Here is a 25,091-nt window from a genome sequence, read left to right as displayed (position 1 = left end):
TTAGATGGTCAACGTCCAGTCATAGTCGACGATCAACGGCGCATGCTGGGAGAAGCGCGGTTGACGCGGCAGGCGGGCATTGCGCACGAAGCGGCGCAGGCCCGGCGTGAGGATCTGGTAGTCGAAGCGATAGCCCAGGTTGAGCATCTCGGCCTGCTCGTTGTCGGGCCACCAGCTGTACTGGTCGCCTTCACGGCTGACTTCGCGCAGCGCATCGACATAGCCCATGTCGCCGGTGATCGCGTCCATCCATGCCCGCTCAGGCGGCAGGAAGCCAGGCGACTGCTGGCTGTCACGCCAGTTCTTGATGTCGAGCTTCTGCTGCGCCACGTAGAACGAGCCGCAGTAAATGTACTCACGGCGCTTGCGGCGCTGTTTGTCCAGGTACTTGGCGAAGTCGTCCATCAACTTGAATTTCTGATTCAAGTCATCGTCGCCGTTCATGCCCGAAGGCAGGAGCAGGCTGGCAATACTCACTTTGTCGAAATCTGCTTGCAGATAACGCCCGTAGCGGTCGGCTGTCTCGAAGCCCAGGCCGGTGATGACTGCCTTGGGCTGCATGCGCGAGTAGAGTGCCACGCCACCTTGGGCGGGTACTTCTGCGTCGCAGGCATAAAGGAAATAGCCATCGAGCTGGAAAGCTGGGTCGTCGAGTTCAAAGGCCGAGGCGCGGGTATCCTGAAGGCAGATGACGTCGGCATTCTGGGCTTGTAACCAGCTGAGCAATCCACGCTCGGCTGCAGCCTGAATGCCATTAACGTTCACACTGATGATCCGCATAAATGGCCCCAAAAATCTCGTGCGTGTATGATACCCGAGCTCAACCCATTTAGCTAAATCCGTGGTGTCCGGGACTTTTCATGCAGCCGTATCAGCGCGACTTCATCCGTTTTGCCATCGATCGCGGGGTACTGCGTTTCGGTGAATTCACCCTGAAATCCGGGCGCACAAGCCCGTATTTCTTCAATGCCGGCCTGTTCAATACCGGCTCCGCCCTGGCCCAGCTGGGTCGCTGCTACGCAGCAGCGATCGTCGACAGCAAGATTCCGTTCGATGTGCTGTTCGGCCCGGCGTACAAGGGCATTCCCCTGGCCGCTGCCACTGCCGTGGCCCTGGCCGATCAGCATCAGCTCGATGTGCCATGGTGCTTCAACCGCAAAGAAGCCAAGGATCATGGCGAAGGTGGCAGCCTGGTCGGTGCGCCCCTGGCCGGTGAGGTGTTGATCATCGACGACGTGATCACCGCCGGCACTGCCATCCGCGAAGTCATGCAGATCATCAATGCCCAGCAGGCCAAGGCCGCTGGCGTGCTGATCGCGCTGAACCGTGAAGAGCGCGGCAACGGCGAGCTGTCGGCGATCCAGGAGGTGGAGCGCGACTTCGGCATTCCGGTGGTCAGCATCGTGTCGCTGACCCAAGTGCTGGAATTCCTGGCCGACGACCCGCAGCTCAAGCAGCACCTGCCGGCTGTGGAGGCCTACCGGGCGCAGTACGGGATCTGATCCTGACCGGGCAATGAAAAAGGCGACCTTCGATGAAGGTCGCCTTTTTGTTTGCCCGGTGCCGGCCCTTTCGCAAGGGCCGCTACCGTTCAGACGTGACGCTGATGATTGGTGATCAGGGTGCCCACGCCGCTGTCGGTGAAGATCTCCAGCAGCACCGCATTCGGCACACGGCCGTCGATGATGTGCGAGCTGTTGACGCCACCTTGCACCGCTTCCAGCGCGCACTTGATCTTCGGCAGCATGCCGCCGTAGATAGTGCCGTCGGCGATCAGCTCGTTGACCTGCTCGGTGGTCAGGCCGGTCAGGACCTGGCCTTGCTTGTCCATCAACCCGGCGATGTTGGTCAGCAGCATCAGCTTCTCAGCCTGCAGCGCCTCGGCGACCTTGCCGGCCACCAGGTCGGCGTTGATGTTGTAGGACTCGCCATCGACACCCACGCCAATCGGCGCGATCACTGGGATGAAGTCGCCCTTGACCAGCATGTTCAGCAGCTCGGTGTTGACGCTGACCACTTCGCCCACATGGCCGATGTCGATGATTTCCGGCTGGGTCATTTCCGGGGTCTGGCGGCTGACGGTGAGCTTCTTCGCGCGGATCAGCTCGGCGTCCTTGCCGGTCAGGCCGATGGCGCTGCCGCCATGGCGGTTGATCAGGTTGACGATGTCCTTGTTGACCTGTCCGCCCAGGACCATCTCCACCACGTCCATGGTCGCCGCGTCGGTCACGCGCATGCCGTCGATGAAATGGCTCTCGATCGACAAGCGCTTGAGCAGATCGCCGATCTGCGGGCCGCCGCCGTGTACCACCACCGGGTTGATGCCCACGGCCTTCATCAGCACGATGTCACGGGCAAAGCCTGTCTTGAGCTCCTCGCTCTCCATCGCGTTGCCGCCGTACTTGATCACCAGGGTCTTGCCGACAAAGCGGCGAATGTACGGCAGTGCTTCGGACAAAACCTCGGCTACATGGGAAGCGGCATCGCGATCGAGGGTCATGCAGGGCTCCTGTATGGAACAGATAATCGGTCAGAACGGCAGTTGCAGCTCAGGGGCAACCCGCAGCAACTGGGCACGGAAAACATCCATGATACGTTGCAATTCGGCGTCGTTTTCAGCTTCGAAACGCAGCACCAGCACCGGCGTGGTGTTGGAAGCGCGTACCAGGCCCCAGCCGTTGGCGTAGTCGACCCGCACACCGTCGATGGTGGTCAGGTTGGCATCGCCCCAGTCGGCGTCGCGTTGCAGTGCATCAATGATGCTGAATTTACCCTCGTCGGTCACATCAATGTTGATTTCCGGCGTGGAAATGTCGTTCGGGAAGGCGGCGAACAGGTCTTCGGCGTTCTGTGCGGCCTTGCTGAGGATCTCCAGCAGCCGCGCGGCGCTGTAGATACCATCGTCGAAGCCGTACCAGCGTTCCTTGATGAAGATGTGGCCGCTCATTTCGCCAGCCAGCAGCGAGCCGGTCTGCTTCATCTTCTTCTTGATCAACGAGTGACCGGTCTTCCACATCAGCGCGCGGCCGCCGTGCTGCTCGATCAGCGGCGTCAGGCGGCGGGTGCATTTGACGTCGAAGATGATTTCAGCGCCTGGGTTGCGCTCCAGCACATCCTGGGCGAACAGCATCAGCAGGCGGTCCGGGTAGACGATGTTGCCGCTGTTGGTCACCACGCCTACGCGATCGCCGTCGCCGTCGAAGGCCAGGCCAATGTCGGCACCGGTTTGCTTGACCTTGGCGATCAGGTCCTCGAGGTTTTCCGGCTTGCCGGGATCGGGGTGGTGGTTGGGGAAGTTGCCATCCACTTCGCAGAACAGCGGGATGACCTCGCAGCCCAGGGCCTCGATCAGTTGCGGCGCGATCACGCCGGCAGCGCCGTTGCCGCAATCCACCACGACCTTGAGTTTTTTCGCCAGCTTCACGTCATCGACGATCTGCCGGAAGTAACGCTCGAGGATTTCGACCTTCTCTACGCTGCCTTGGCCGCGCGGTACGTCGTTGGTCTTCAGGCGGGTGAGCAGGGCCTGGATCTGTTCATTGGCCAGGGTATCGCCAGCGATGACGATCTTGAAGCCGTTGTAGTCCGATGGGTTATGGCTGCCGGTGAGCATCACCCCGGACTTGCCTGCCAGCACGTTGGCGGCGAAATACAGCGCTGGAGTCGGCACCAGACCGACATCGCTGACCTGGCAACCGGCATCGACCAGGCCCTGGATCAATTGCTCGACCAGCATCGGGCCCGACAGACGACCATCGCGGCCAACGGAAATCTTCGGTTCACCCTCGGCGATGGTCTGCGCGCCGATGGCGCGGCCAATCCAGTAGGCGGTTTCGCCGTGCAGGGTCTTGCCGACCACGCCGCGGATGTCATAGGCGCGGAAGATGCTCTCAGGCAATGCAGGAACCGGGTGGGCCATCTCGTTCATCTCGGGAAACTCCAGTAGTCAAAGGCTTGCTGGGCAGGCAAAAACTGATCGCTTGGACGGTGGAATCGCCAGAGAGTTCGCCATCCGTGGCCCTGACCGTCGTGTCTCGGCTCAGTGGCTCCCGGAATGGCCGAAGCCGCCGGCGCCGCGCTGGCTTTCGTCGAAGCGTTCGACGATGTCGAAGTGCGCTTGTACCACAGGCACCAAGACAAGTTGTGCGATGCGCTCGCCCACGGCGATGGTGAACGGCGTGTCGCCACGGTTCCAGCACGACACCATCAGCTCGCCCTGGTAGTCGGAATCGATCAACCCGACCAGATTGCCGAGCACGATGCCGTGCTTGTGACCCAGGCCGGAGCGCGGCAGGATCATCGCTGCCAGGCCTGGGTCGCCGATGTAGATCGAAAGGCCGGTCGGGATCAGCAAGGTCTGGCCTGGCTCGAGCACCGTGTCTTGTTGCAGCAGGGCGCGCAGGTCGAGGCCGGCGGAGCCAGGGGTGGCGTATTGCGGCAGCGGGAATTCGCTGCCCAGGCGGGGGTCGAGAATCTTGGCTTGAAGAGCGTGCATGGAGCTTATTGAACCTGGTTGAGTCGTTCGGCGATGAAGCCGACCAGCTGACGGGCGATCTTGCCCTTGCTGGTCTGCGCGAAGAGGGTCTGGTGCTGCTGGCGGTCGATCACGGTCAGGGCATTTTCCTCGCTGTTGAAGCCAATGCTGGGGTTGGCCACGTCATTGGCGACGATCAGGTCGAGGTTCTTGTCCTTGAGCTTGCGCGTGGCGTAATCGAGCAAATGTTCGGTTTCGGCGGCAAAGCCAACGCTGAACGGGCGGTCGCTACGGCCAGCGATGGTCGCAAGGATATCGGGATTACGCACCATCTGCAGCAGCATGCCGTCACCGGTCGTAGGATCTTTCTTGAGTTTTTGCGGGGCGACGACTTCGGGGCGGTAGTCTGCGACCGCCGCCGAGGCAATGAACAGGTCGCATGGCATGGCTGCTTCACAGGCCGCGAGCATGTCCCGCGCGCTGACCACGTCGATTCGCTGTACGCGGTCAGGGGTTGGCAGGTGCACCGGGCCGGTTACGAGGGTCACCCGAGCCCCTGCCTCGGCAGCGGCCTCGGCCAGGGCGAAGCCCATCTTTCCGGAGCTATGATTGGTGATGTAGCGCACCGGGTCGATGTTTTCCTGGGTCGGGCCGGCGGTGATCAACACGTGCTTGCCGGTCAAGGCCTGACGCTTGAAGCTCTCGGCAGCGCACCAGGCCAGGTCGGTGGCTTCGAGCATGCGGCCCAGGCCCACGTCGCCACAGGCCTGGCTGCCCGAGGCGGGGCCGAACACCTGGATGCCACGGCTCTTGAGCAGGTCGAGGTTGGCTTGCGTCGCCGGGTCGCGCCACATGGCCTGGTTCATGGCCGGGGCCACGGCAACGCTGGCGTCGGTGGCCAGTACCAACGTGGTCAGCAGGTCGTCGGCCATGCCTTGGGCCAGGCGCGCCATGAGGTCGGCGGTAGCGGGGGCGATCAGCACCAGGTCAGCCCACTTGGCCAGTTCGATGTGGCCCATGGCCGCTTCGGCGGCAGGGTCGAGCAGATCCATGTGCACCGGGTGGCCGGACAGCGCCTGCAGGGTCAGCGGGGTGATGAATTCGGCACCACCCCGGGTCATGACGACGCGCACCTGCGCGCCGTGCTCGAGGAGTCGGCGGATCAGCTCGGCGCTTTTGTAGGCGGCGATGCCGCCTCCGACGCCGAGAACGATGCGCTTGCGATACAGCCGCTGCATAGGCTTGCCTTTTTCCAGTGAGAGCGGGCGGCGACGTCTGCAGATGCCTGCGGCAGAACGTCGCATGTACGAGGCGAAATAGATTAACACAGGGCCGAAACGGGCCGCAGCAAGGGCAGGGAGCAAGCAATGAACATCAGGGAATGGCCGGCGCAGGACCGGCCAAGGGAGAAGCTGTTGCGCCAGGGGGCCGGGAGTCTTTCCGATGCCGAGCTGTTGGCGGTGTTTCTTGGCTCCGGGGTCCGCGGGCGCAATGTGGTCGAGCTGGCGCGCGGGCTGCTGGCCAGGTTCGGCAGCCTGCGCCAATTGCTCGAGGCCGACCGTGATGCCTTTCTCGGTGAGCTGGGGCTAGGCCCGGTGCGCTACGGGCAATTGCAGGCATTGCTGGAGATTGGTCGCAGACACTTGGCCACCAGCATTGCCCGCGAGTCGGTCATGGACAGCCCCGCCACCGTGCGCAGTTACCTCAAGGCCATGCTGCGCCACGAAGCCAGTGAGGTGTTCGGCTGCCTGTTTCTGGATACCAAGCATCGGCCACTGGCGTTCGAGATCCTCTTTCGCGGCACCATCGACAAGGCCTGCGTCTACCCGCGCGAGGTGGTTCGGCGGGCGCTGTTGCACAATGCGGCGGCGCTGATCCTGTGTCACAACCACCCCTCGGGGCACAGCGAGCCAAGCCAGGAGGACGTGCACCTGACGCTGTCGCTCAAGCGCGGGTTGGCGTTGATCGATGTGCGGGTGCTCGATCACATCATCGTTGGCGAGGGCGAGCCGTTGTCGATGGTCGAGCAGGGCTGGATCGTGGCTTGAGCGCGAGGGCCGGTCGTGCGGGCGGTCGGGTGATCCGACGCGGCTGCACGGCCTGCCAATTTCATTTGGTCACCGACACCTTGCTCAAATCCAAGCGCCCGAACGGGCTGGCCTGGTAGCCCTCGACGCCTTCTCGCAGCAGCGCCGCTGCCGTCGGATGCGCCAGTGGCACCCACAGTGCCTGCTGCTGTATCAAGGTCTGCGCCTGTTGGTACAACCGACTGCGTACGCTCTGGTCCGTGGTGGTGCGCCCGGCGCTGATCAGCTGGTCCAGGCGGTTGTCGCAGAACCGCGCGAAGTTGGTCCCCGACTGCACGGCTGCGCAGGAAAACTGCGGCGTGAGGAAGTTGTCCGGGTCGCCGTTGTCGCCCGCCCAGCCCATGAACAGCAGATCGTGCTCGCCCGCCTTGGCGCGGCGGATCAGTTCGCCCCATTCGATCACGCGGATTTCGGCCTTGATGCCGATCTTGGCAAGGTCGGCCTGCAGCATCTGCGCCCCGAGGCTGGGGTTGGGGTTGAGCAGGCTGCCCGAGGGACGTGTCCAGATCGTGGTGCTGAAGCCTTCGGCCAAGCCAGCCTTGGCCAGCAGCGCCTTGGCCTTCTCGACATCCAGCGGGTAGCCGGGCAAGTCCTTGGCATAGCTCCAGGTGTTGGGCGGGTAGGGGCCATTGGCGGGCGTGGCGGTGCCTTCGAAGACCGCCTTGAGGTAAGCCTGCTTGTCGAATGCCAGGTTGATCGCCTGGCGCACCTCGGGCTTGTCCAGCGGTGGATGCTGGCTGTTGATGGCGACGAAAGCGGTCATGAATGCTGGGGTGGTCGCGACCTTGAGCGTTGCATCCTGGCTGGCGTCGGCGATGTCCAGCGGCTTGGGCGACAGGGCCACCTGGCATTCGTTGCGCTTGAGCTTCTGCAGGCGCACGTTGGCATCGGTGGTGATCGCGAAGATCAGCGGATCGACCGCCGGCTTGCCGCCGAAATAGTCAGGGTTGGCGCGGTAACGCACCACGGCGTCTTTCTGAAAGCGCTGGAACACGAACGGGCCGGTGCCGATGGGCTGGCTGTTGAGCTTCTCGGGCGTGCCCTGCTTGAGCAGCTTGTCGGCATATTCGGCCGAGTAGATCGACGCGAAGCCCATGCTCAGGGTCGCCAGGAAGGTGGCGTCGGCATGGGTCAGAGTGAAGCGGACGCTGCCTGCATCGGGCGCGTCGATAGCCTTGATCAGGCTGCCCAGTTGCAACGACTGCGCATGCGGGTATCCGCCCGGTGCGGTCTTGTGCCAGGCATGCGCCGGGTAGAGCATGCGCTGGAAGCTGAACAGCACGTCATCGGCGTTCAGCTCACGGGTGGGTTTGAAGTACGCTGTGGAATGAAACTTCACGCCTTCGCGTAGCTTGAAGTCATAGACCAGGCCATCGGCCGAGACGCTCCAGCTCTGCGCCAGGCTCGGCACGACCTTGCCTTGAGTCGCGTCGAATTCCACCAAGCGGTTCATCAGCACATCGGCCGAGGCATTGGTGGTGGTCAGCGAATTGTACTGGACCACATCGAAGCCTTCAGGGCTGGCCTCGCTGCAGACACTCAAGGGTGCGGCCTGGGCAATGCCAGCGGCGAGCAGGGAGGTGAACAATAAGGAAAGGGCGGCAGCACGCATCGTGGCTCCTTGGCTGGTCAGTGGCCCATCTGCCGGTGCAGTCTGGAAACGTCCTACCCTAGTGCGCGTCGCGGCAAATGACCACCCTCTTTTTCGCGACCTGGGCGACGAGCGGTCGACAGCGCGGCGCGCGAGTCGCTATGCTGCTCGCGCGCTATTTGCAGCACACGAATGCTCATCTTCTGTTGTTGCAACGCAGTCTTTCTGGTATAAAGCAGCGCTCTTTTCTAGGGGCTCGGCCTGTCGCATCAGCGAATCCGGTCGGTAAGACCTCCAGAATCACGGCGCCTGGCGCCAAAGACTGAGAGATTAAGCGGCCAACCCATGCCGGGTTGGGCATGTGGTTTTAGAGGGCTGAGTCATGTCGAGAGTCTGTCAAGTTACTGGTAAGGGTCCAGTAACCGGGAACAACATTTCCCACGCAAACAACAAAACCCGTCGTCGTTTCCTGCCGAACCTGCAGCACCACCGTTTCTGGGTTGAATCCGAGAAGCGTTTCGTGCGTCTGCGCGTATCCGCCAAAGGCATGCGTATCATCGACAAGCGCGGCATCGACGCCGTTCTGGTTGACATCCGTAAAGCTGGCGCCAAGGTTTAAGGGAGAACATCATGCGTGAATTGATCCGTTTGGTTTCGAGTGCCGGTACCGGTCACTTCTACACCACCGACAAGAACAAGCGCACCACCCCGGACAAAATCGAGATCAAGAAATACGATCCGGTTGTTCGCAAGCACGTGGTGTACAAGGAAGCCAAGATCAAGTAATTGATCGGCGACCAAAAAAAACCCGCATCCGTAAGGACGCGGGTTTTTTTATGCCTGCACCGCTGTTACTTGAAGCTGAAGCTTTCGATCAGGCGGTTGGCATCGGTGATGATATGAATACGGTTGCTGTCGTACTCACGCGTGCTGGCTTCTCCCGGCCCGACGACGCGATCACGGCCGGTGATTGCAGTGATGGTGTCTTTCACCGATGGCTCGTAAGGGGTGCCGATCAGGTGGGCGATGGCTTGCAGCACTTCTTCATTGGTCATGTTGAGCATCCTTTGACGTGAGTGGTGCCCGCGGTAGGGGCTGGGCCATACTCATGCAGCCGATGCCTGCATTGGCGCTACATATTTACTGCTGTTCGAACATCACGTAGATCTTGCGGCACGGCTCCAGCACTTCCCAAGTGCCCTTGAAGCCGGCCGGAATGACGAAACGATCACCGGCGCGCAAGGTCTTGGCGCCGCCCGCTTCATCACGCAGCACCGACACGCCCTGAACGATCTCGCAATATTCGTGCTCGGTGTAGTTCACCGTCCATTGCCCGACTTCACCTTCCCAAACACCCGCAGCAAACTGGCCACAGGGGCTGGAATAGTGGTTGTAGACAGCCTGGTCCGGCTCGCCCTTGAGAATCTTTTCCGCTGCCGGGCGGTAGCGTTCGGCCTCTGTCAGGACCTGGGCGAAGTCGACGATGCTGGCGATACTCATGATGCGGCTCCTGTTATTGTTTAATAAAATGCACATAGGTAGGCCTTAAGGCCTTTTCTGTCAAATATATTGATAGTTTGCAGCGCCTGGTTTAGGGTGTCGCTTGCCAGTGTGCGCATGTCGCCCGGCCAGCATTCTGACAACGCCAGTGAGTCCTCAGTGCGGCGTTGCACCTAAACAAGAGGAGGAGTTTCGTATGACCACCCTGACCCGTGCGGATTGGGAACAACGTGCCCAGCAACTGAAGATCGAAGGCCGCGCCTTCATCAACGGCGAATACACCGACGCCGCATCCGGTGAAACATTCGACTGCCTGAGCCCGGTCGACGGACGCTTCCTGGCCAAGGTCGCCAGCTGCGACCTGGCCGATGCCAACCGCGCTGTGGAAAACGCGCGCGCCACCTTCGATTCCGGCGTCTGGTCGCAGCTCGCCCCGGCCAAGCGCAAGGCCAAACTGATCCGCTTTGCCGACCTGTTGCGCCAGAACGTGCAAGAGTTGGCGCTGCTGGAAACCCTGGACATGGGCAAGCCGATCGGCGATTCCTCCAGCATCGACATTCCAGGTGCCGCCAACGCGATCCATTGGACCGCCGAGGCCATCGACAAAGTCTACGACGAAGTGGCGCCGACCCCGCACGATCAGCTGGGCCTGGTGACGCGCGAGCCGGTCGGTGTGGTCGGTGCCATCGTGCCTTGGAACTTCCCGCTGCTGATGGCGTGCTGGAAGCTTGGTCCGGCCCTGGCGACCGGCAACTCGGTCGTGCTCAAGCCATCGGAGAAGTCGCCGCTGACCGCCATCCGCATCGCCCAGCTGGCGGTCGAGGCCGGCATTCCGGCCGGTGTGCTGAACGTGCTGCCGGGCTACGGCCACACCGTTGGCAAGGCCCTGGCCCTGCACATGGATGTCGATACCCTGGTGTTCACCGGCTCTACCAAGATCGCCAAGCAGCTGATGGTGTACGCGGGCGAGTCGAACATGAAGCGCATCTGGCTCGAAGCCGGTGGCAAAAGCCCGAACATCGTCTTCGCTGACGCTCCGGACCTGCAAGCTGCCGCCGAGGCCGCCGCCAGCGCCATCGCCTTCAACCAAGGCGAAGTCTGCACCGCAGGCTCGCGGCTGCTGGTCGAGCGTTCGATCAAGGACACATTCCTGCCCATGGTTGTCGAGGCCCTCAAAGGTTGGAAGCCAGGCAACCCGCTGGATCCGCAGACCACGGTCGGTGCCCTGGTCGACACCCAGCAGATGAACACCGTGCTGTCGTACATCGAAGCCGGTCACAAGGACGGCGCCCAGCTTCTGGCCGGCGGCAAGCGCATCCTGGAGGAAACCGGCGGGACCTACGTCGAACCCACCATTTTCGACGGCGTCACCAACGCCATGCGCATCGCCCAGGAAGAGATCTTCGGCCCGGTACTGTCGGTGATCGCCTTCGACACCGCCGAGCAAGCCGTGGCCATCGCCAACGACACGCCATACGGCCTGGCCGCTGGTATCTGGACCTCGGACATCTCCAAGGCGCACAAGACTGCCCGTGCCGTGCGCGCCGGTAGCGTCTGGGTCAACCAGTACGACGGCGGCGATATGACCGCGCCGTTCGGCGGCTTCAAGCAGTCGGGCAATGGCCGTGACAAGTCGCTGCACGCACTGGAAAAGTACACCGAGCTGAAAGCGACCTGGATCAAGCTGTAAATCCACAAGGGCCGCATTGCGGCCAGTCGCGGGCAAGCCGGATCGCTGGATCGCCACTCCCACGGGCAGTCGCTTCGCACTGAAGCGCAGACTCGGCAGGGACGGGGCGAGCCGGTGGTCCGGCTTGTTCGCTGATAGGTGCGGAACACGCTGCCTGGGAGGCGATGATGCGTTGGGGAACCTATTTTGCCGTGCTGGCATCGGTGCTGAGCGTCGGGCTGGCGCTCGGTGTGAGCATGCCGCTGGTTTCCCTGCGCCTGGAAGGCTGGGGCTATGGCGGGTTCGCCATTGGCGTCATGGCCGCCATGCCGGCGCTGGGGGTGTTGCTCGGTGCAAGCCTGGCCAGCCGCCTGGCCGGGTGGGTTGGCGTACCGGCGGCGATGCGCCTGTGCCTGTGGGGCGGAGCGTTGTCCATTGGGCTGGTCGCCTTGCTGCCGAGCTACCCGTTGTGGCTGGCGCTGCGCCTGTTGATCGGCATGTCGCTTACCGTGGTGTTCATCCTCGGTGAAAGCTGGATCAACCAATTGGTGGTCGAGCAGTGGCGCGGTCGGCTGGTGGCGCTTTATGGCAGCAGCTATGCCCTGAGCCAGTTGGCCGGGCCGTTGGTGTTGGGGGTGCTGGGCTCAGACGATGACTTTGGTTTCTGGGCCGCGACTGGCTTGCTGCTGCTGGCACCTGTGCTGCTGCTGGGCCGGGGTGGGGCGCCAAGCACCGAAGCCTGCAGCGTGACCTTCAGCGATCTGTTCGGCTTCTGCAGGCGTTTGCCAGTGATTGCCTGGGCTGTCGCCCTGTTCGCGGCATTCGAGGCGATGATCCTGACCCTGTTGCCGGTGTATTGCCTGCAGCAAGGCTTCACCACGGAGATTGCCCTGTTCATGGTCAGCACGGTGGTGGTCGGTGATGCGGTGCTGCAGCTGCCCATCGGCGCGTTGGCCGATCGCATCTCTCGTCAGGCGCTGTTCACTGGCTGCGCGGTCGCGTTGCTGGTGTCCAGCCTGGCCATCCCGATGCTGCTGCAAACGCCGCTGATCTGGCCCCTGTGGGTGGTGTTCGGCGCCAGCGCCGGTGGGTTGTTCACGTTGTCGCTGATCCTGATCGGCGAGCGGTATCGCGACGATGCCCTGGTGCGGGCCAATGCTCATGTGGCGCAGCTATGGGGCATTGGCTGCCTGCTCGGGCCGCTGCTGGCCGGTGCCGGCAGCCAGTGGGTCAGTGGCCATGCACTGCTCTGGCTGATGGCCGCCGGGGCTGCAGGGTTGGTGCTGTTGACGCGTCGTCCGGGGGCCTTCGAGCCTGCTGCGGCCTGAGCCTCAGAGCATCTTTTCCAGGCCCACCGCTTTACTGATCCAGGCATTGAAGCGTCGCCACAAACCACCCGGCTCGCGGGTCAGTACATGCAGCTGGCCATTGTCTTCAGTGGCCCAGACCAGCTTGTCATCCTGCAGTTTGACCTGATAGCTCAACGGCGGCGCCATACCCTGCTGGGCCAGCTCACGGGTGTATTCGGCAAGCTCCGGGCTGTCGACCAACACCCCGACCTCGGTGTTCCACAGCACCGAGCGCGGGTCGAAATTGAACGAGCCGATAAAGGTCTTGCGCCGGTCGAAGACGATCGCCTTGCTGTGCAGACTGGAATCGGAGCCACCCTGGAAATTCAGCCGGCCAGCGCTGGGATCGCCCGGCTGGCGTCGCAACTCGAACAGCTGCACGCCGTGTTCCAGCAAGGCTCGCCGATAGGGTGCATAGCCGCCATGCACGGCAGGCACGTCGGTGGCTTCGAGCGAATTGGTCAGCAGCTTCACCGAGGCTCCGGCATCGGCTCTGCCGGTGAGGTAGAGCAACCCCGGCTCGCCGGGTACGAAATACGCCGAAACCAGGATCAGCTCCTGGTGCACGCTGGCCAGGTCCGGCGCCAGTTGCTGGCTCATCAGCAATTGCGGATCAGGTTCATCGTTGGCCAATACCTTGCTTGGCGCATCCCACAGCCCTTGGGCATGTGCCCAGATCAACTCGTTACGCCACACCTCAAGTCGAGGCTGGGTCTGGTAGGCCATCAGGCGGTCGAACAAGGCTTTGCGCTGCAACCTGGCCTGCGCCAGCGACACTTCCAGGCGCTGGCGGCTGGCTTGCAAGTCGCTGGCGTCGGGAGCCTGCCACAGAAAGTCGGTGATCGGCCGGCTCAGCGCGCTGTTCCAGTACTGGTCGAAGCTGTGGCCCAGTTGCTCGGCGATGGGCCCGACACTGAGCAGGTCGATGTCGGTGAAGTTGAGGTTGGGCTCGGCGTCGAAGTATTCGTCGCCCAGGTTGCGCCCGCCGACAATGGCCATGCTGTTGTCGACCAGAAACAGCTTGTTATGCATGCGCCGGTGCTGGCGCGACAGATTGAACAGCCGCCCCACGGCGCGCGTCACGCCGGTGCTGCGGCCCAGGTGCAGGGGATTGAATACCCGCAGGTGGATGTTGGGATGCGCGTCGAGGGTGCCCATGATCGCGTCCAGGCCGTCGCTGGTGGTGTCGTCGAGCAAAATGCGCACGCGCACGCCGCGGTCGGCTGCCTGCAGCAGCTCATGCACCAGCGTGCGCGTGCTCAGGCCGTCGTGAACGATGTAGTACTGCAGATCGATACTGGTCTGGGCGTGGCGAATCAGCTCGGCGCGGGCACGAAAGGCTTCATTGCTGTTGGGCAGCAGGCGAAAGCCCGAACGCCCGTCATGCGGCGCGGCCTGGCGCGCCACCGAACGGCCGAAAGCCGAGTCGCTGGCGGGCAGTGCCTGGCTGGTTTCACGGGGAATGCTGACGCTGGCACAGCCGTTAAGGCCGAGCAGTAGCGCCAGCAGCAGAGGCAAGGCTCGCTGAAATCTCAAAGTTGAGTTGTCCTGTCCAACAATGCACCAAGGGTATGACCGTGAGGGGCGGCGCAAAGTTACGCCTGGCCATCGCCTTCATCCAGTAGACGAATGGCGGTTTCACCCACCTTGCGCACGGCCGCTTCGATTTCAGGCGTCGCCCGCGAGGCAAAGTTCATCCGCAGGCAATGACGGAACTTGCCCGAGGCCGAGAAAATGCTGCCTACGGCGATCTGCACACCTTGTTCCAGTAAAGCGCGGTTGAGCCGCAGCGTATCGAAGTTTTCCGGCAGCTCCACCCACAGCACGAAACCACCCTGGGGGCGACTGACCCGTGTGCCTGGTGGAAAATAATGGGTCACCCAGTCGCTCATCTGGTCACGGGCGCGCTGGTATTGGCTGCGCATGCGCCGCACATGGGGCTGGTAATGGCCCTCGGCAATGAAGTCGGCGATGGCCAACTGGGGCTGGCTGGCGGTGCTGCCGGTACTGATGTACTTCATGTGCAGCACGCGCTCCAGGTAGCGCCCCGGCGCCACCCAGCCGATGCGCAAGCCAGGCGCCAGGGTCTTGGAGAAGGAACTGCACAGCAGCACGCGGCCGTCATCATCGAAGGATTTCAGCGTGCGGGGGCGCGGATAGGTATAGGCAAGGTCACCGTATACATCGTCTTCGAGGATCGCCACGTCATAGCGCTGCGCCAGGCTCAGCAGCGCCCGCTTGCGCGCCTCGGGCATGATGTAGCCCAGGGGATTGTTACAGCTGGGGGTGATCTGGATGAGCTTGATCGGCCACTGTTCCAGCGCAAGCTCCAGCGCTTCGAGGCTGATGCCCGTGAGCGGGTCGGTAGGGATTTCCAGCGCCTTCATGCCCAGGCCCTTGAGGGTCTGCATGGCGCCATGAAAGCTCGGCGAGTCGACCGCGACGATATCGCCGGGCGCACAGACTGCGCGAATACTGCACGACAGCGCCTCATGACACCCGGTGGTCACCACCAGGTCGGCCGGGTTCAGGCGGCAACCGGAGTCGAGCGTCAGCCGGGCGATCTGCTCGCGCAGGGCGAGGTTGCCGTGGATGGTGTCGTAGTAGAGCCCCGGCATGTCCTGGCGTCGACTCAGTTGGGCGAGGCTGCGCAGCAGCGGCTTGAGGGTCGGGCTGTCGATGTCGGGCATGCCACGGCCCAGCTGAATGACATCCTGGCGCGGTGTGCTGCGCACCAGTTCCAGCACCTGTTCCCACTGCGAGATATCCACAGGGCGCTGCACCGGGCGGCTCACCGCCGGCAGGCCGGGAAGCTGGCGATGATCACTGACGAAATAACCGGACTTGGGACGGGGTGAAACCAGGCCGCTGTCTTCGAGCATGCGATAGGCCTGCTGTACGGTACTCAGGCTTACCCCATGCTCGACGCTCAATGCGCGCACCGACGGCAGGCGCTGGCCGGGGCGATAGAGGCCCTGCTCGATGCGTGCGCCGAGCAGTTCGGCCAGGTTCAGATACAGGGTCACGGCATACTCCCGCAGAATTATTGTTATTCGACCAGTACAGATCCGCTGAAAATACAGCATTCAGCGGGCGTTGAGCCAATTCTGTATGGGAATAATAAGCCTGTATTGGGTCTGTATTGTCTCGGTACTCACCGCGCATGCTTTCTCCACGGTCACACACGGAATGGGAGAAAGCAGCGATGGGTGGCATGAGCGATGTGCGCTTGCAATTGTTGGCCAAGGAATTGGAGTCCGGGCAGCAGACCAGTGTGTTCAGCGCACCGCAAGGGCTCGGGCGTTGGGGGCTGATGCTGCATCGCTGGCATACCCGCCGCGCGCTGTTGCAGCTCGATGATGACCAGCTACGGGATATCGGCTTGAGCTGGGAGCAGGCGCGCACCGAAGGGCGCAAACCTTGCTGGAAGGACTGACCCGCATCGAGACTTTTTTTCGGGGGCAGCTGAGTTGCTCACTTCAAGCGTCCAACGCGCCCCTGTGGGAGCAACTGGCTTGCTCAATCAAGGTTCGCTGGATGCGAGAAACTCAGCCAGAGGGTTGCTCAACCCCTCAGGCCAGCTCTTTCAGGCGATGCCAGAGCATGCCCAACGCCAATAGCGGCGAGCGTAGGTACCTGCCACCAGGGAAGGTCATGTGCGGCACCTTGGCGAACAGGTCGAAGCGCCCGCTTTCTTGGCCGCTGATCGCCTCGCCCAGCAAGCGTGCGGCCAGGTGAGTGGCGTTCAAGCCGTGGCCTGAATAGGCCTGGGCGTAGTAGACGTTGGGGTGGCCGGCCAGGCGGCCGACTTGCGGCAAGCGATTGGCACCGATGCCGATCATGCCGCCCCACTGGTAATCGATACGCACGCCCGCCAGTTGCGGAAACACCTTGAGCAACTTGGGCAGCATGTAGGCGGCGATGTCGCGTGGATCGCGGCCGGAGTAATGGCACGCCCCGCCAAACAACAATCGATGGTCGGCAGACAGGCGATAGTAATCCAGGGCCACACGCTGGTCGCACACCGCCATGTTCTGCGGCAGCAGCTCGCGAGCACGCGCCTGGCCGAGCGGCTCGGTGGCGATGATGTAGCTGCCGGCGGGCAGTACCTTGCCACCAAGTTCACGGTTCAGGTCGTTGTGGTAGGCGTTGCAGCACAGCACCAGGGTCTTGGCCCGAACCCGTCCTTGGGCGGTGTGAACCTGCACTTCAATGCCGTAATCAATGCGCGTCACCTGCGACTGTTCGAACAGCCTGACCCCAAGGCGATTGGCCACTGCGGCCTCGCCGAGTGCCAGGTTCAGCGGATGCAGGTGACCGGAACCCATGTCGATCAGGCCGCCAACGTAACGCTCCGAGCCCACCACGGTATGGACATCGTCGCGGCCAACCAGACGCAGCGAGTGTCGGTAACCGAGCGCGCGGAGTTCGTCGGCCTCTTCGGCAAAGCCTCTGAGTTCAGCCGGTTTGTTGGCCAGGTCGCAGTATCCCCAGGTCAGGTCGCAGGCGATGGCATGACGTCCGACGCGCTCGCGGACGATATCCACGGCTTCCAGACCCATCAGCTTCAGGCTGCGCACGCCCTCTTCGCCAAGTACCGGCAGAAATTGCTCCAGCCCATGCCCGACGCCTCGGATCAGCTGCCCACCATTGCGCCCGCTGGCGCCCCAGCCGAGCTTGCGCGCCTCCAACAGGATGACCGAAAAACCCCGTTCGGCCAGTTCTATCGCCGTGTTCAACCCTGAATAACCGCCGCCGACAATGCACACATCGGCGCTGTGTTCACCTTGCAGGTACGCGTAATCAGGGTGTGGCGCGCTGCTGGCGGCATAGTAGGAGGCGGCGTGCTGCGCGCTGTGGATCATTGAAACAACCCTTGAAGATGGCGAGAGGCGCGAGAATAAGCCGAGCGATCGTGGCGGGGCAACCAACGGCGGGTGGGTCAAGCGCGGTGCCCAAAGGGCTTATAATCGGGCGGTCTTCTTCATCTTGTGCCTCGCCATGTCCTGCAATCGCCACAAAATCACCTTCCTGCGCGAACTGATTCCCTCATTCGAATGCGAGCCTGGCTGTCACGATTGCTGTGGGCCAGTGACCACCTCGACCGAAGAAATGGCGCGTCTGCCGCGCAAGTCCCAGGCCGAGCAGGACGCGGCGCTCGAGCGCCTGGATTGCGTCCACCTTGGGCCCGACGGCTGCACCGTGTATGCAGAGCGGCCGCTGATCTGCCGGTTGTTCGGCACCACGCCACGCATGGCCTGCCCGCGTGGCCGCGGGCCAAGCCCGATGCTCGATCCGCAAGCCGAGCAGTTGGTCCACAACTACATTGCCAGCACCCGTCAGGTGCTGGTCTAGCGTCAGTCGGGAATAGGCAGGCAGAGGCTTTCCTTGACCTCTTCCATCACGATGTAGCTTTTCGACTCGCGCACATGCGGCAGCTTGAGCAGGATGTCGCCAAGCAGCTTGCGATAAGAGGCCATCTCGGAAATCCGCGCCTTCACCAGATAGTCGAAGTCGCCGGACACCAAGTGGCACTCGAGCACGTGCGGCAGTTTCAGCACTGCACGGCGAAACTCTTCAAACGTGTCACCAGACTTGTAATCCAGGCTGATCTCCACAAACACCAGCAGACTGCCCTTCAAGTGTTGAGGATTGAGGCGGGCGTTGTAGCCCATGATGATCCCTTCGCGCTCCAGGCGACGTACCCGTTCCGTACAGGGGGTGGTGGAGAGCCCGACTTTCTCGCCCAGCTCGGTGAAGGAAATGCGCCCGTCATTCTGCAGAATGCGCAGGATATTGCGGTCGATCTTGTCCAGTTCACGCTTGCTCTGATGCTGGGTTCTCATAGGGGATGCCCCTCCGTGAAAGGCGTTATTGCCGAGAATTCTCGCCAATAATAGGCTTTTATATAGTGAATAGCACTGGCCTTGGCTTCATATACTGCGCCCATCCATGCCATATCAACAAAATAGCGGTGCGCCGCGTGCGAGGGATGAACGATGCGAGTTTTGGTACTAGGTAGCGGTGTGATCGGTACCGCCAGTGCCTATTATCTGGCCCGGCAAGGCTTTGAGGTGACCGTGGTCGACCGCCAACCGGCAGTGGCCAGGGAAACCAGCTTTGCCAACGCCGGCCAGATCTCGCCCGGCTATGCCTCGCCCTGGGCCGCCCCAGGCGTGCCGCTCAAGGCGATCAAGTGGCTGCTCGAGCGACATGCGCCCCTGGCGATCAAGCTGACCGGCGACGTCGACCAGTATTTGTGGATGGCGCAGATGCTGCGCAACTGCACAGCCAATCGTTATGCGGTGAACAAGGAGCGCATGGTGCGGCTGTCCGAGTACAGCCGCGACTGCCTTGACGAGCTGCGCGCCGAAACCGGCATTGCCTACGAAAACCGCAGCCTCGGTACCACCCAGCTGTTCCGCACCCAGGCTCAGGTCGATGCCGCGGCCAAGGATATCGCCGTACTCGAGCAGTCCGGGGTGCCCTACGAATTGCTCGACCGCGACGGCATCGCGCGGGTCGAACCCGCGTTGGCGGGGGTCAAGGACATTCTGGCCGGCGCCTTGCGCTTGCCCAACGACCAGACCGGCGATTGCCAGCTGTTCACCACCAAGCTGGCGGAAATGGCGGTCAAGCTGGGCGTGGAGTTCCGCTTCGGTCAGGATATCCAGCGCCTGGATCGTGCTGGCGATCGCATCAACGGCGTGTGGATCGACGGCAAGCTTGAGACCGCCGACCGTTACGTATTGGCGTTGGGCAGCTATTCGCCGCAGCTTCTCAAGCCGTTGGGCATCAAGGCGCCGGTGTATCCGCTCAAGGGTTACTCGTTGACCGTGCCGATCACCAATGCCGGCATGGCGCCGACCTCGACCATCCTCGATGAGACCTACAAGGTCGCGATCACCCGCTTCGACAACCGCATTCGCGTTGGCGGCATGGCTGAAATCGCAGGGTTCGACCTGTCACTGAATCCGCGTCGGCGCGAAACGCTGGAGATGATCGTCAACGACCTTTATCCTCGCGGCGGTGATTTGAGCCAGGCCAGCTTCTGGACCGGTCTGCGCCCAGCCACCCCGGACGGTACGCCAATCGTCGGTGCCACTGCGTTGCGCAACCTGTTCCTCAACACAGGCCACGGCACGCTGGGCTGGACCATGGCCTGCGGCTCCGGACGCCTTTTGGCTGACTTGATCGCACGCCGCAAGCCGCAGATCAGTGCTGAAGGCCTGGACATTTCGCGCTATGGCAGCAGCGCTGACGTCGCCAAACACGCCGAAAGCGCGCCGGCTCATCAGCAGTAAGAGGTTGGTCGCGATTTTGTTGCGGGCAAGTGGGCTCATACATGCACACTGCAGGTCGCAAGGCTGCGCAGTACGTGCTAGAGCCGGCTTGCCCGCGAAGCATCCGACACCGTTTTCAACATCCGAATCACCATAAGGCAGCCGCCATGCGTCCCGCCCGCGCCCTGATCGACCTGCAAGCCCTTCGTCACAACTACCACCTGGCCCGCGAACTGTCCGGCGCCAAAGCCCTGGCCGTGATCAAGGCCGACGCCTACGGCCACGGCGCCGTGCGTTGCGCCCTGGCCCTGGAGGCCGAGGCCGACGGTTTTGCCGTGGCCTGTATCGAGGAAGCCCTGGAGCTGCGGGCCGCTGGCATCAAAGCGCCGGTGTTGCTGCTGGAAGGTTTCTTCGAGGCCAGCGAGCTGGCGCTGATCGCCGAGCATGACGTGTGGTGCGTGGTGCATTCGCTGTGGCAACTCGAAGCCATCGAGCACACCCATGTGCACAAACCGCTGAGCATCTGGCTCAAGCTCGACAGTGGCATGCACCGGGTTGGGCTGCACCCCAAGGACTACCAAGCGGCGTATCAGCGCCTGCTGGCAAGCGGCAAGGTCGCGCGCATCGTGCTGATGAGCCATTTCGCCCGTGCCGACGAGCCGCAGGCCGACGCCACCGCGCAGCAGATTGCCGTGTTCAATGCCGCTCGCGAGGGGCTGGCCGCCGAGTGCAGTCTGCGCAACTCACCCGGCGTGTTGGCCTGGCCACAGGCGCCCAGCGATTGGGTGCGTCCAGGCATCATGCTCTACGGCGCCACGCCGTTCGAGCAGGATCAGGCCCAAGCGGCTCGCCTGCAGCCGGTGATGACCCTGCAATCACGGGTGATCAGCGTGCGTGAGCTGCCGGCCGGGGAGCCGGTAGGTTATGGGGCGAAGTTCCACAGCCAGCGGCCGACGCGGGTCGGCGTGGTAGCCATGGGCTACGCCGACGGCTACCCACGGCATGCGCCCAGCGGCACGCCGGTGCTCGTCGCCGGCCAGCGTACGCAATTGATCGGCCGGGTTTCGATGGACATGCTGTGCATCGACCTCACCGACGTACCCCAGGCGGATGTCGGGAGTCCGGTCGAGCTATGGGGCAAGCAGGTGCTGGCCAGTGACGTGGCCATGCAGGCGCAGACGATTCCCTATGAGATCTTCTGCAACCTCAAGCGGGTGCCGCTGGAGTACTACGGCGAATAAGCCTTCGAAGCGGCCAAGTGCGGGCGGTGTGTTGTAAATACTGAACGGCATTGCCATGATATCGTTCACATGCACCCCGCCATCACACCGTTTCAGGAGGCTCCAGCTTTGGACGTCGGCGAACGACTGCAAGCCATCCGCAAGCTCAAGGGCCTGTCCCAGCGTGAACTCGCCAAGCGAGCAGGGGTGACCAACAGCACCATCTCGATGATCGAGAAGAACAGCGTCAGCCCCTCGATCAGCTCGCTGCGCAAGGTGCTCAGCGGCATCCCCATGTCGATGGTGGAGTTCTTTTCCGTCGAACTGGAAGCGCAAAGCCCCACGCAGATCGTCTACAAGGCTGACGAACTGATCGACATCTCCGACGGCGCGGTGACCATGAAGCTGGTCGGCAAGTCGCATCCCAATCGCGCCATCGCCTTTCTGACCGAGGTCTATCCGCCAGGGGCCGACACCGGCGCCGAAATGCTTACCCACGATGGTGAGGAAACCGGCATCCTGCTCGAGGGCAAGCTGGAACTGGTGGTAGGCAATGAGTTGTTCATCCTTGAGGCCGGCGACAGTTACTACTTCGAAAGCAGCCGCCCACACCGCTTTCGCAACCCTTTCGATACACCAGCACGCTTGATCAGCGCCGCTACCCCATCGAATTTTTGATCCAGCGCATTGCATTGCTCTTGCAATACCCCTTTGCCGAGTAGGGTCGTTTCACGCGCATCGGCTTGCCGCTATACTTTGCAACGCTCGCATTACCGTGGCCGCGGGCATGTTTAGCCACCATGAGGGTGTTCGCGTGAACCAAATCAAAAAAATGCTGGCCGCACCAGCAGCCGTTTTCGCCCTTTGGGCAATGAGCGCAACCGCAGCGACCAACGACGACATCGCCAAGCGCCTCGAGCCAGTTGGCCAAGTCTGTGTGCAAGGCCAGGCATGCCAGGGCATGGATGTGGCTGTCGCAGCGGGCGGCGGCGCGGCCAAGAGCCCGGACGATGTGATCGCCAAGCATTGCACCGCCTGCCACGCCAACGGGTTGCTGGGCGCGCCGAAGATCGGCGATACCGCAGCCTGGAAAGAACGCGCCGACCATCAAGGTGGCTTGGATGGCATCCTGGCCAAGGCCATTACCGGGGTGAACGCCATGCCGCCGAAGGGCACCTGCGCAGATTGCTCGGATGATGACCTCAAGGCAGCGATCAAGAAGATGTCCGGCCTTTGAGCGCCTGAAGCGTGTCCACAAGCCCGCCGTCGATGGCGGGCTTTGTTCATCTGTCCATTGCGCAGGTACTGGCGCATGCGTCTTCGCGCGAACCCTGGCTAGGCAACCATCGCGCCGACACCCGGTCCAACCTCCTGAACCCAAGGACGACTCAGGAGGCCCTGATGCACCTCTGTTCCATCGACCATGCCGTCGAGCAAGTCCTGGCGCGCCTGCCGGATCATATCCACATGGGCCTGCCGCTGGGCTTGGGCAAACCCAATGCGTTCGTCAACGCGTTGTACGCCAGGGTCCGAGCGTTGCCGCAGCGTCAGCTGACGATCTACACGGCGTTGTCCCTGGGGCGCCCGCCGTTGGGCGATGGCCTGCAGCGGCGGTTTCTCGAGCCTTTCGTCGAACGGGTGTTCGCTGACTACGAAGAACTCAGCTACCTGGCCGACCTGCGCAACGATAACCTGCCGCCGAATATCCGCGTGCAGCAGTTCTTCATGCAGCCCGGCAGCTTGCTGCACAGCAGCACGGCCCAGCAGGACTACATAAGCAGCAACTACAGTCATGCTGCCCGTGACATCAATGCCAAGGGCCTGAACCTGATCGCCCAACTGGTCGCCGCTACGCCTGAGCGTCCGGTGCACCTGAGCCTGGCCTGTAATCCGGACATCACCCTGGACCTGCAACCGATGATCGCCGAGCGCCGCGCCGCCGGTGAAACCATCCTCATGCTCGGCCAGGTGCATGCCGAACTGCCGTACATGCCCGGCGACGCCGAACTGCCGATGGACGCCTTCGACCTGTTGATCGACGAAGCCGAGCAACGCCGGTTGTTCTCTACCCCCAACATGCCCGTCACCACCCAGGACCATTGCATCGGCCTGCACGCCAGCACCTTGGTACGTGACGGTGGCACATTGCAGATCGGCATCGGTGCCATGGGCGATGCCGTGGCATCGGCGCTGCTGGCGCGCCACGCCGACAACCCCGGCTATCGCGCCGTGCTCGCCGAGCTCGACACCTCACCCTGGCAGGCGCTGATCGACCGCGAGGGCGGCCAAGCGCCCTTTGCCGAAGGCCTGTACGGCTGCAGCGAGATGTTCGTCAACGGCCTGCTGGCGCTGGCCGAGGCCGGCGTGGTGCGGCGTCCGGCAGACGAATCTGGGGTCTTGGTACATGGCGGCTTCTTCCTCGGTCCCCAGGCGTTCTATCAGCGCTTGCAGGACATGACCCTGGAGCAGCGCAGCCGCTTCGCCATGACCGGCATCGGTTTCATCAACGAGCTGTACGGCGACGAACCGCTCAAGCGTCGTCAGCGCCGCGATGCGCGCTTTCTCAATACGGTGTTCGGCATGACTTTGCTGGGCGCCGGGGTGGCCGACCAGTTGGAAGATGGGCGCGTGCTGAGCGGGGTAGGCGGGCAATACAACTTCGTCGCGCAAGGCCACGCGCTGCATGGCGGGCGCTCGATCCTGCTGCTGCGCAGCTGGCGTGAGGCGGCGGGCGAGGTGACATCGAACCTGTTCTGGAACTATGGCCACTGCACCATTCCCCGACACCTGCGCGACATTGTGGTGACCGAGTACGGCATTGCGGACCTGCGTGGCCAGACCGACAGCGAAGTGATCGCTCGCTTGCTGGCGGTGAGCGATTCACGCTTTCAGCAAGCGCTGATCGAGCAAGCCAGGCAAGCCGGCAAGCTGGCCAAGGACTTCGTGCTCGATGCGCGGTTTGCCGATAACACGCCAGCGCGCCTGGAGGCACTCAAGGCGCGACATGCGCAACTGTTCCCGGAGTACCCGCTGGGTACCGACTTCACCAGCGAAGAGCAGCACTTGCTGCGTGCGTTGAACTGGCTCAAGGGCAAATTCAAGCTCAGCGAAGCCTTGGAGTTGGGCAAGGCGACGCTCGAAGCACCTGGGCCGCAAGGCTACGAAGCGCATCTGGCGCGCATGCAACTGGAGCAGCCGCAGGGCTTGAAAGAGGAGCTGTATCAGCGGCTGCTGCTGGCAGGTTTGGCAGCGACCTGAGCGATTACCGGGGCCGCGATGCGGCCCCAGGTACAATCACTCGATGAAGCTGACCACGCCGCCTTCCAGCGACTTGACCCGGGCCAGCGACTCGACGCGGTAGCCTTGGCTGTCGAGTTCGGCACGCCCACCCTGGAACGACTTCTCGATCACGATACCCAAGCCGGCCACGGTGGCGCCGGCCTGCTTGATGATCGAAATCAGCGCCTGGGAGGCCTTGCCGTTGGCCAGGAAGTCGTCGATCACCAGCACGCGGTCGCTGCTGTTGAGGTGGCGCGGCGAAATGGCCACGGTGTTTTCAGTCTGCTTGGTGAACGAGTAGACCGAAGCGGTCAGCAGGTTCTCGGTCAGGGTCAGCGACTGGTGCTTGCGCGCGAAGATCACCGGGACGCCCAGCTTCAGGCCGGTCATCACCGCCGGGGCGATGCCCGACGCTTCGATGGTGACGATCTTGGTCACGCCGGCATCGGCGAACAGGCGGGCGAACTCGTCACCGATCAGCTGCATCAGCGCCGGGTCGATCTGGTGATTGAGAAACGCGTCGACTTTGAGAACCTGATCGGAAAGCACGATGCCTTCTTCGCGAATCTTCTGATGCAGTGCTTGCACTGTGGTTTCCTCGATGAAACAAAGGTGGCCGCAAAACGCGGCAGAGTTTAA

Annotated in this window: 25 protein-coding genes and 1 pseudogene; 13 read left to right on the top strand and 13 right to left on the bottom strand. The window is 62.7% G+C overall.

The window, feature by feature from the left end:
* Entirely contained in the window at positions 1-780 is a 780-nt protein-coding gene (locus ACLEJW_RS06850) for an exodeoxyribonuclease III (protein WP_012312131.1), read from the bottom strand.
* Between the two features lie 80 nt (positions 781-860).
* Between ACLEJW_RS06850 and pyrE the strand changes: the two genes are divergently transcribed.
* Positions 861-1,502 carry an orotate phosphoribosyltransferase gene (gene pyrE, locus ACLEJW_RS06845; RefSeq protein ID WP_440777273.1) on the top strand — a complete coding sequence of 214 codons (642 nt, stop codon included), beginning with the start codon at positions 861-863 and terminating at the stop codon, positions 1,500-1,502.
* An 89-nt stretch (positions 1,503-1,591) separates the two neighbouring features.
* Here pyrE and argB read toward each other — a convergent pair whose 3' ends face one another.
* The 4 genes and pseudogenes from argB to coaBC form a co-directional block, all read right to left on the bottom strand.
* Positions 1,592-2,500 (bottom strand): acetylglutamate kinase, encoded by a 909-nt coding sequence (gene argB, locus ACLEJW_RS06840; RefSeq protein WP_145184330.1) that lies wholly within the window; start codon positions 2,498-2,500, stop codon positions 1,592-1,594.
* Positions 2,501-2,530: 30 nt separating this feature from the next.
* Positions 2,531-3,904: pseudogene (locus ACLEJW_RS06835) on the bottom strand (phosphomannomutase/phosphoglucomutase); the annotation flags it as partial.
* 135 nt (positions 3,905-4,039) lie between these two features.
* Positions 4,040-4,495 (bottom strand): dUTP diphosphatase, encoded by a 456-nt coding sequence (gene dut, locus ACLEJW_RS06830; protein ID WP_145184324.1) that lies wholly within the window; start codon positions 4,493-4,495, stop codon positions 4,040-4,042.
* Positions 4,496-4,500: 5 nt separating this feature from the next.
* The gene (gene coaBC, locus ACLEJW_RS06825) at positions 4,501-5,712 is read right to left on the bottom strand and encodes a bifunctional phosphopantothenoylcysteine decarboxylase/phosphopantothenate--cysteine ligase CoaBC (protein WP_145184321.1); all 1,212 of its coding nucleotides are present in this window, start codon (positions 5,710-5,712) and stop codon (positions 4,501-4,503) included.
* Between the two features lie 129 nt (positions 5,713-5,841).
* On the opposite strand from coaBC, the gene radC reads away from it, so the two are divergent.
* On the top strand, positions 5,842-6,522 hold the full coding sequence (radC, locus tag ACLEJW_RS06820; protein ID WP_313295123.1) for a RadC family protein: 681 nt from the start codon (positions 5,842-5,844) through the stop codon (positions 6,520-6,522).
* A 61-nt stretch (positions 6,523-6,583) separates the two neighbouring features.
* On the opposite strand, the gene ACLEJW_RS06815 is transcribed toward radC, so the two are convergent.
* Positions 6,584-8,173: an ABC transporter substrate-binding protein gene (locus ACLEJW_RS06815; RefSeq protein WP_145184316.1), complete on the bottom strand. Its 1,590-nt coding sequence runs from the start codon at positions 8,171-8,173 to the stop codon at positions 6,584-6,586.
* A 361-nt stretch (positions 8,174-8,534) separates the two neighbouring features.
* Here ACLEJW_RS06815 and rpmB point away from each other — a divergent pair, with 361 nt between their 5' ends.
* Together rpmB and rpmG are read left to right on the top strand one after the other, a co-directional pair.
* On the top strand, positions 8,535-8,771 hold the full coding sequence (rpmB, locus tag ACLEJW_RS06810) for a 50S ribosomal protein L28 (protein WP_003253504.1): 237 nt from the start codon (positions 8,535-8,537) through the stop codon (positions 8,769-8,771).
* Between the two features lie 11 nt (positions 8,772-8,782).
* Positions 8,783-8,938: a 50S ribosomal protein L33 gene (gene rpmG / locus ACLEJW_RS06805; RefSeq protein WP_003253507.1), complete on the top strand. Its 156-nt coding sequence runs from the start codon at positions 8,783-8,785 to the stop codon at positions 8,936-8,938.
* Positions 8,939-9,003: 65 nt separating this feature from the next.
* Here the strand turns inward: rpmG and ACLEJW_RS06800 are convergent, their stop codons facing one another.
* Together ACLEJW_RS06800 and ACLEJW_RS06795 are read right to left on the bottom strand one after the other, a co-directional pair.
* Entirely contained in the window at positions 9,004-9,207 is a 204-nt protein-coding gene (locus ACLEJW_RS06800; protein WP_313295124.1) for an I78 family peptidase inhibitor, read from the bottom strand.
* A gap of 85 nt (positions 9,208-9,292) precedes the next feature.
* A complete protein-coding gene (locus tag ACLEJW_RS06795) occupies positions 9,293-9,652 on the bottom strand; it encodes a cupin domain-containing protein (RefSeq protein WP_313295125.1) in 360 nt (119 codons plus the stop codon).
* 196 nt (positions 9,653-9,848) lie between these two features.
* Here ACLEJW_RS06795 and ACLEJW_RS06790 point away from each other — a divergent pair, with 196 nt between their 5' ends.
* On the top strand, positions 9,849-11,342 hold the full coding sequence (locus ACLEJW_RS06790; RefSeq protein ID WP_313295127.1) for an aldehyde dehydrogenase: 1,494 nt from the start codon (positions 9,849-9,851) through the stop codon (positions 11,340-11,342).
* Positions 11,343-11,509: 167 nt separating this feature from the next.
* Positions 11,510-12,649 (top strand): MFS transporter, encoded by a 1,140-nt coding sequence (locus ACLEJW_RS06785; protein WP_313295128.1) that lies wholly within the window; start codon positions 11,510-11,512, stop codon positions 12,647-12,649.
* A 3-nt stretch (positions 12,650-12,652) separates the two neighbouring features.
* Here ACLEJW_RS06785 and ACLEJW_RS06780 read toward each other — a convergent pair whose 3' ends face one another.
* Entirely contained in the window at positions 12,653-14,206 is a 1,554-nt protein-coding gene (locus ACLEJW_RS06780; protein WP_145184302.1) for a phospholipase D family protein, read from the bottom strand.
* Positions 14,207-14,265: 59 nt separating this feature from the next.
* The gene (locus ACLEJW_RS06775; protein WP_440777272.1) at positions 14,266-15,696 is read right to left on the bottom strand and encodes a PLP-dependent aminotransferase family protein; all 1,431 of its coding nucleotides are present in this window, start codon (positions 15,694-15,696) and stop codon (positions 14,266-14,268) included.
* A gap of 179 nt (positions 15,697-15,875) precedes the next feature.
* Between ACLEJW_RS06775 and ACLEJW_RS06770 the strand changes: the two genes are divergently transcribed.
* Complete coding sequence (locus ACLEJW_RS06770; protein ID WP_440777271.1) at positions 15,876-16,106, top strand: DUF1127 domain-containing protein; 231 nt, start codon at positions 15,876-15,878, stop codon at positions 16,104-16,106.
* A 136-nt stretch (positions 16,107-16,242) separates the two neighbouring features.
* Here the strand turns inward: ACLEJW_RS06770 and ACLEJW_RS06765 are convergent, their stop codons facing one another.
* Positions 16,243-17,535 (bottom strand): NAD(P)/FAD-dependent oxidoreductase, encoded by a 1,293-nt coding sequence (locus ACLEJW_RS06765; RefSeq protein WP_440777270.1) that lies wholly within the window; start codon positions 17,533-17,535, stop codon positions 16,243-16,245.
* A gap of 136 nt (positions 17,536-17,671) precedes the next feature.
* Between ACLEJW_RS06765 and ACLEJW_RS06760 the strand changes: the two genes are divergently transcribed.
* On the top strand, positions 17,672-18,025 hold the full coding sequence (locus tag ACLEJW_RS06760; protein ID WP_145184290.1) for a YkgJ family cysteine cluster protein: 354 nt from the start codon (positions 17,672-17,674) through the stop codon (positions 18,023-18,025).
* 2 nt (positions 18,026-18,027) lie between these two features.
* On the opposite strand, the gene dadR is transcribed toward ACLEJW_RS06760, so the two are convergent.
* Positions 18,028-18,516 (bottom strand): transcriptional regulator DadR, encoded by a 489-nt coding sequence (dadR, locus tag ACLEJW_RS06755; protein ID WP_003258963.1) that lies wholly within the window; start codon positions 18,514-18,516, stop codon positions 18,028-18,030.
* A 153-nt stretch (positions 18,517-18,669) separates the two neighbouring features.
* Between dadR and dadA the strand changes: the two genes are divergently transcribed.
* The 5 genes from dadA (at position 18,670) to ACLEJW_RS06730 (ending at position 24,431) form a co-directional block, all read left to right on the top strand.
* Positions 18,670-19,974 carry a D-amino acid dehydrogenase gene (gene dadA, locus ACLEJW_RS06750; protein ID WP_313295133.1) on the top strand — a complete coding sequence of 435 codons (1,305 nt, stop codon included), beginning with the start codon at positions 18,670-18,672 and terminating at the stop codon, positions 19,972-19,974.
* A 146-nt stretch (positions 19,975-20,120) separates the two neighbouring features.
* Positions 20,121-21,194, top strand: a complete 1,074-nt coding sequence (gene alr, locus ACLEJW_RS06745; RefSeq protein ID WP_145184284.1) for an alanine racemase — start codon at positions 20,121-20,123, stop codon at positions 21,192-21,194.
* Positions 21,195-21,302: 108 nt separating this feature from the next.
* Positions 21,303-21,851, top strand: coding sequence for a cupin domain-containing protein (locus ACLEJW_RS06740; protein ID WP_145184980.1), 549 nt, complete (start codon positions 21,303-21,305; stop codon positions 21,849-21,851).
* A 154-nt stretch (positions 21,852-22,005) separates the two neighbouring features.
* Positions 22,006-22,410, top strand: a complete 405-nt coding sequence (locus tag ACLEJW_RS06735; protein WP_440777331.1) for a c-type cytochrome — start codon at positions 22,006-22,008, stop codon at positions 22,408-22,410.
* Between the two features lie 164 nt (positions 22,411-22,574).
* Positions 22,575-24,431, top strand: coding sequence for an acetyl-CoA hydrolase/transferase C-terminal domain-containing protein (locus ACLEJW_RS06730; protein ID WP_313454900.1), 1,857 nt, complete (start codon positions 22,575-22,577; stop codon positions 24,429-24,431).
* A gap of 36 nt (positions 24,432-24,467) precedes the next feature.
* Here the strand turns inward: ACLEJW_RS06730 and ACLEJW_RS06725 are convergent, their stop codons facing one another.
* Positions 24,468-25,040, bottom strand: coding sequence for a xanthine phosphoribosyltransferase (locus tag ACLEJW_RS06725; protein ID WP_060477211.1), 573 nt, complete (start codon positions 25,038-25,040; stop codon positions 24,468-24,470).
* Positions 25,041-25,091 lie beyond the last annotated feature (51 nt).

Source organism: Pseudomonas sp. SMSB3 (assembly GCF_052041965.1).
Classification (GTDB): domain Bacteria; phylum Pseudomonadota; class Gammaproteobacteria; order Pseudomonadales; family Pseudomonadaceae; genus Aquipseudomonas.
The sequence above is the reverse complement of the archived record's forward strand: the minus strand, read 5'-3'. Positions and strand labels throughout refer to the sequence as shown.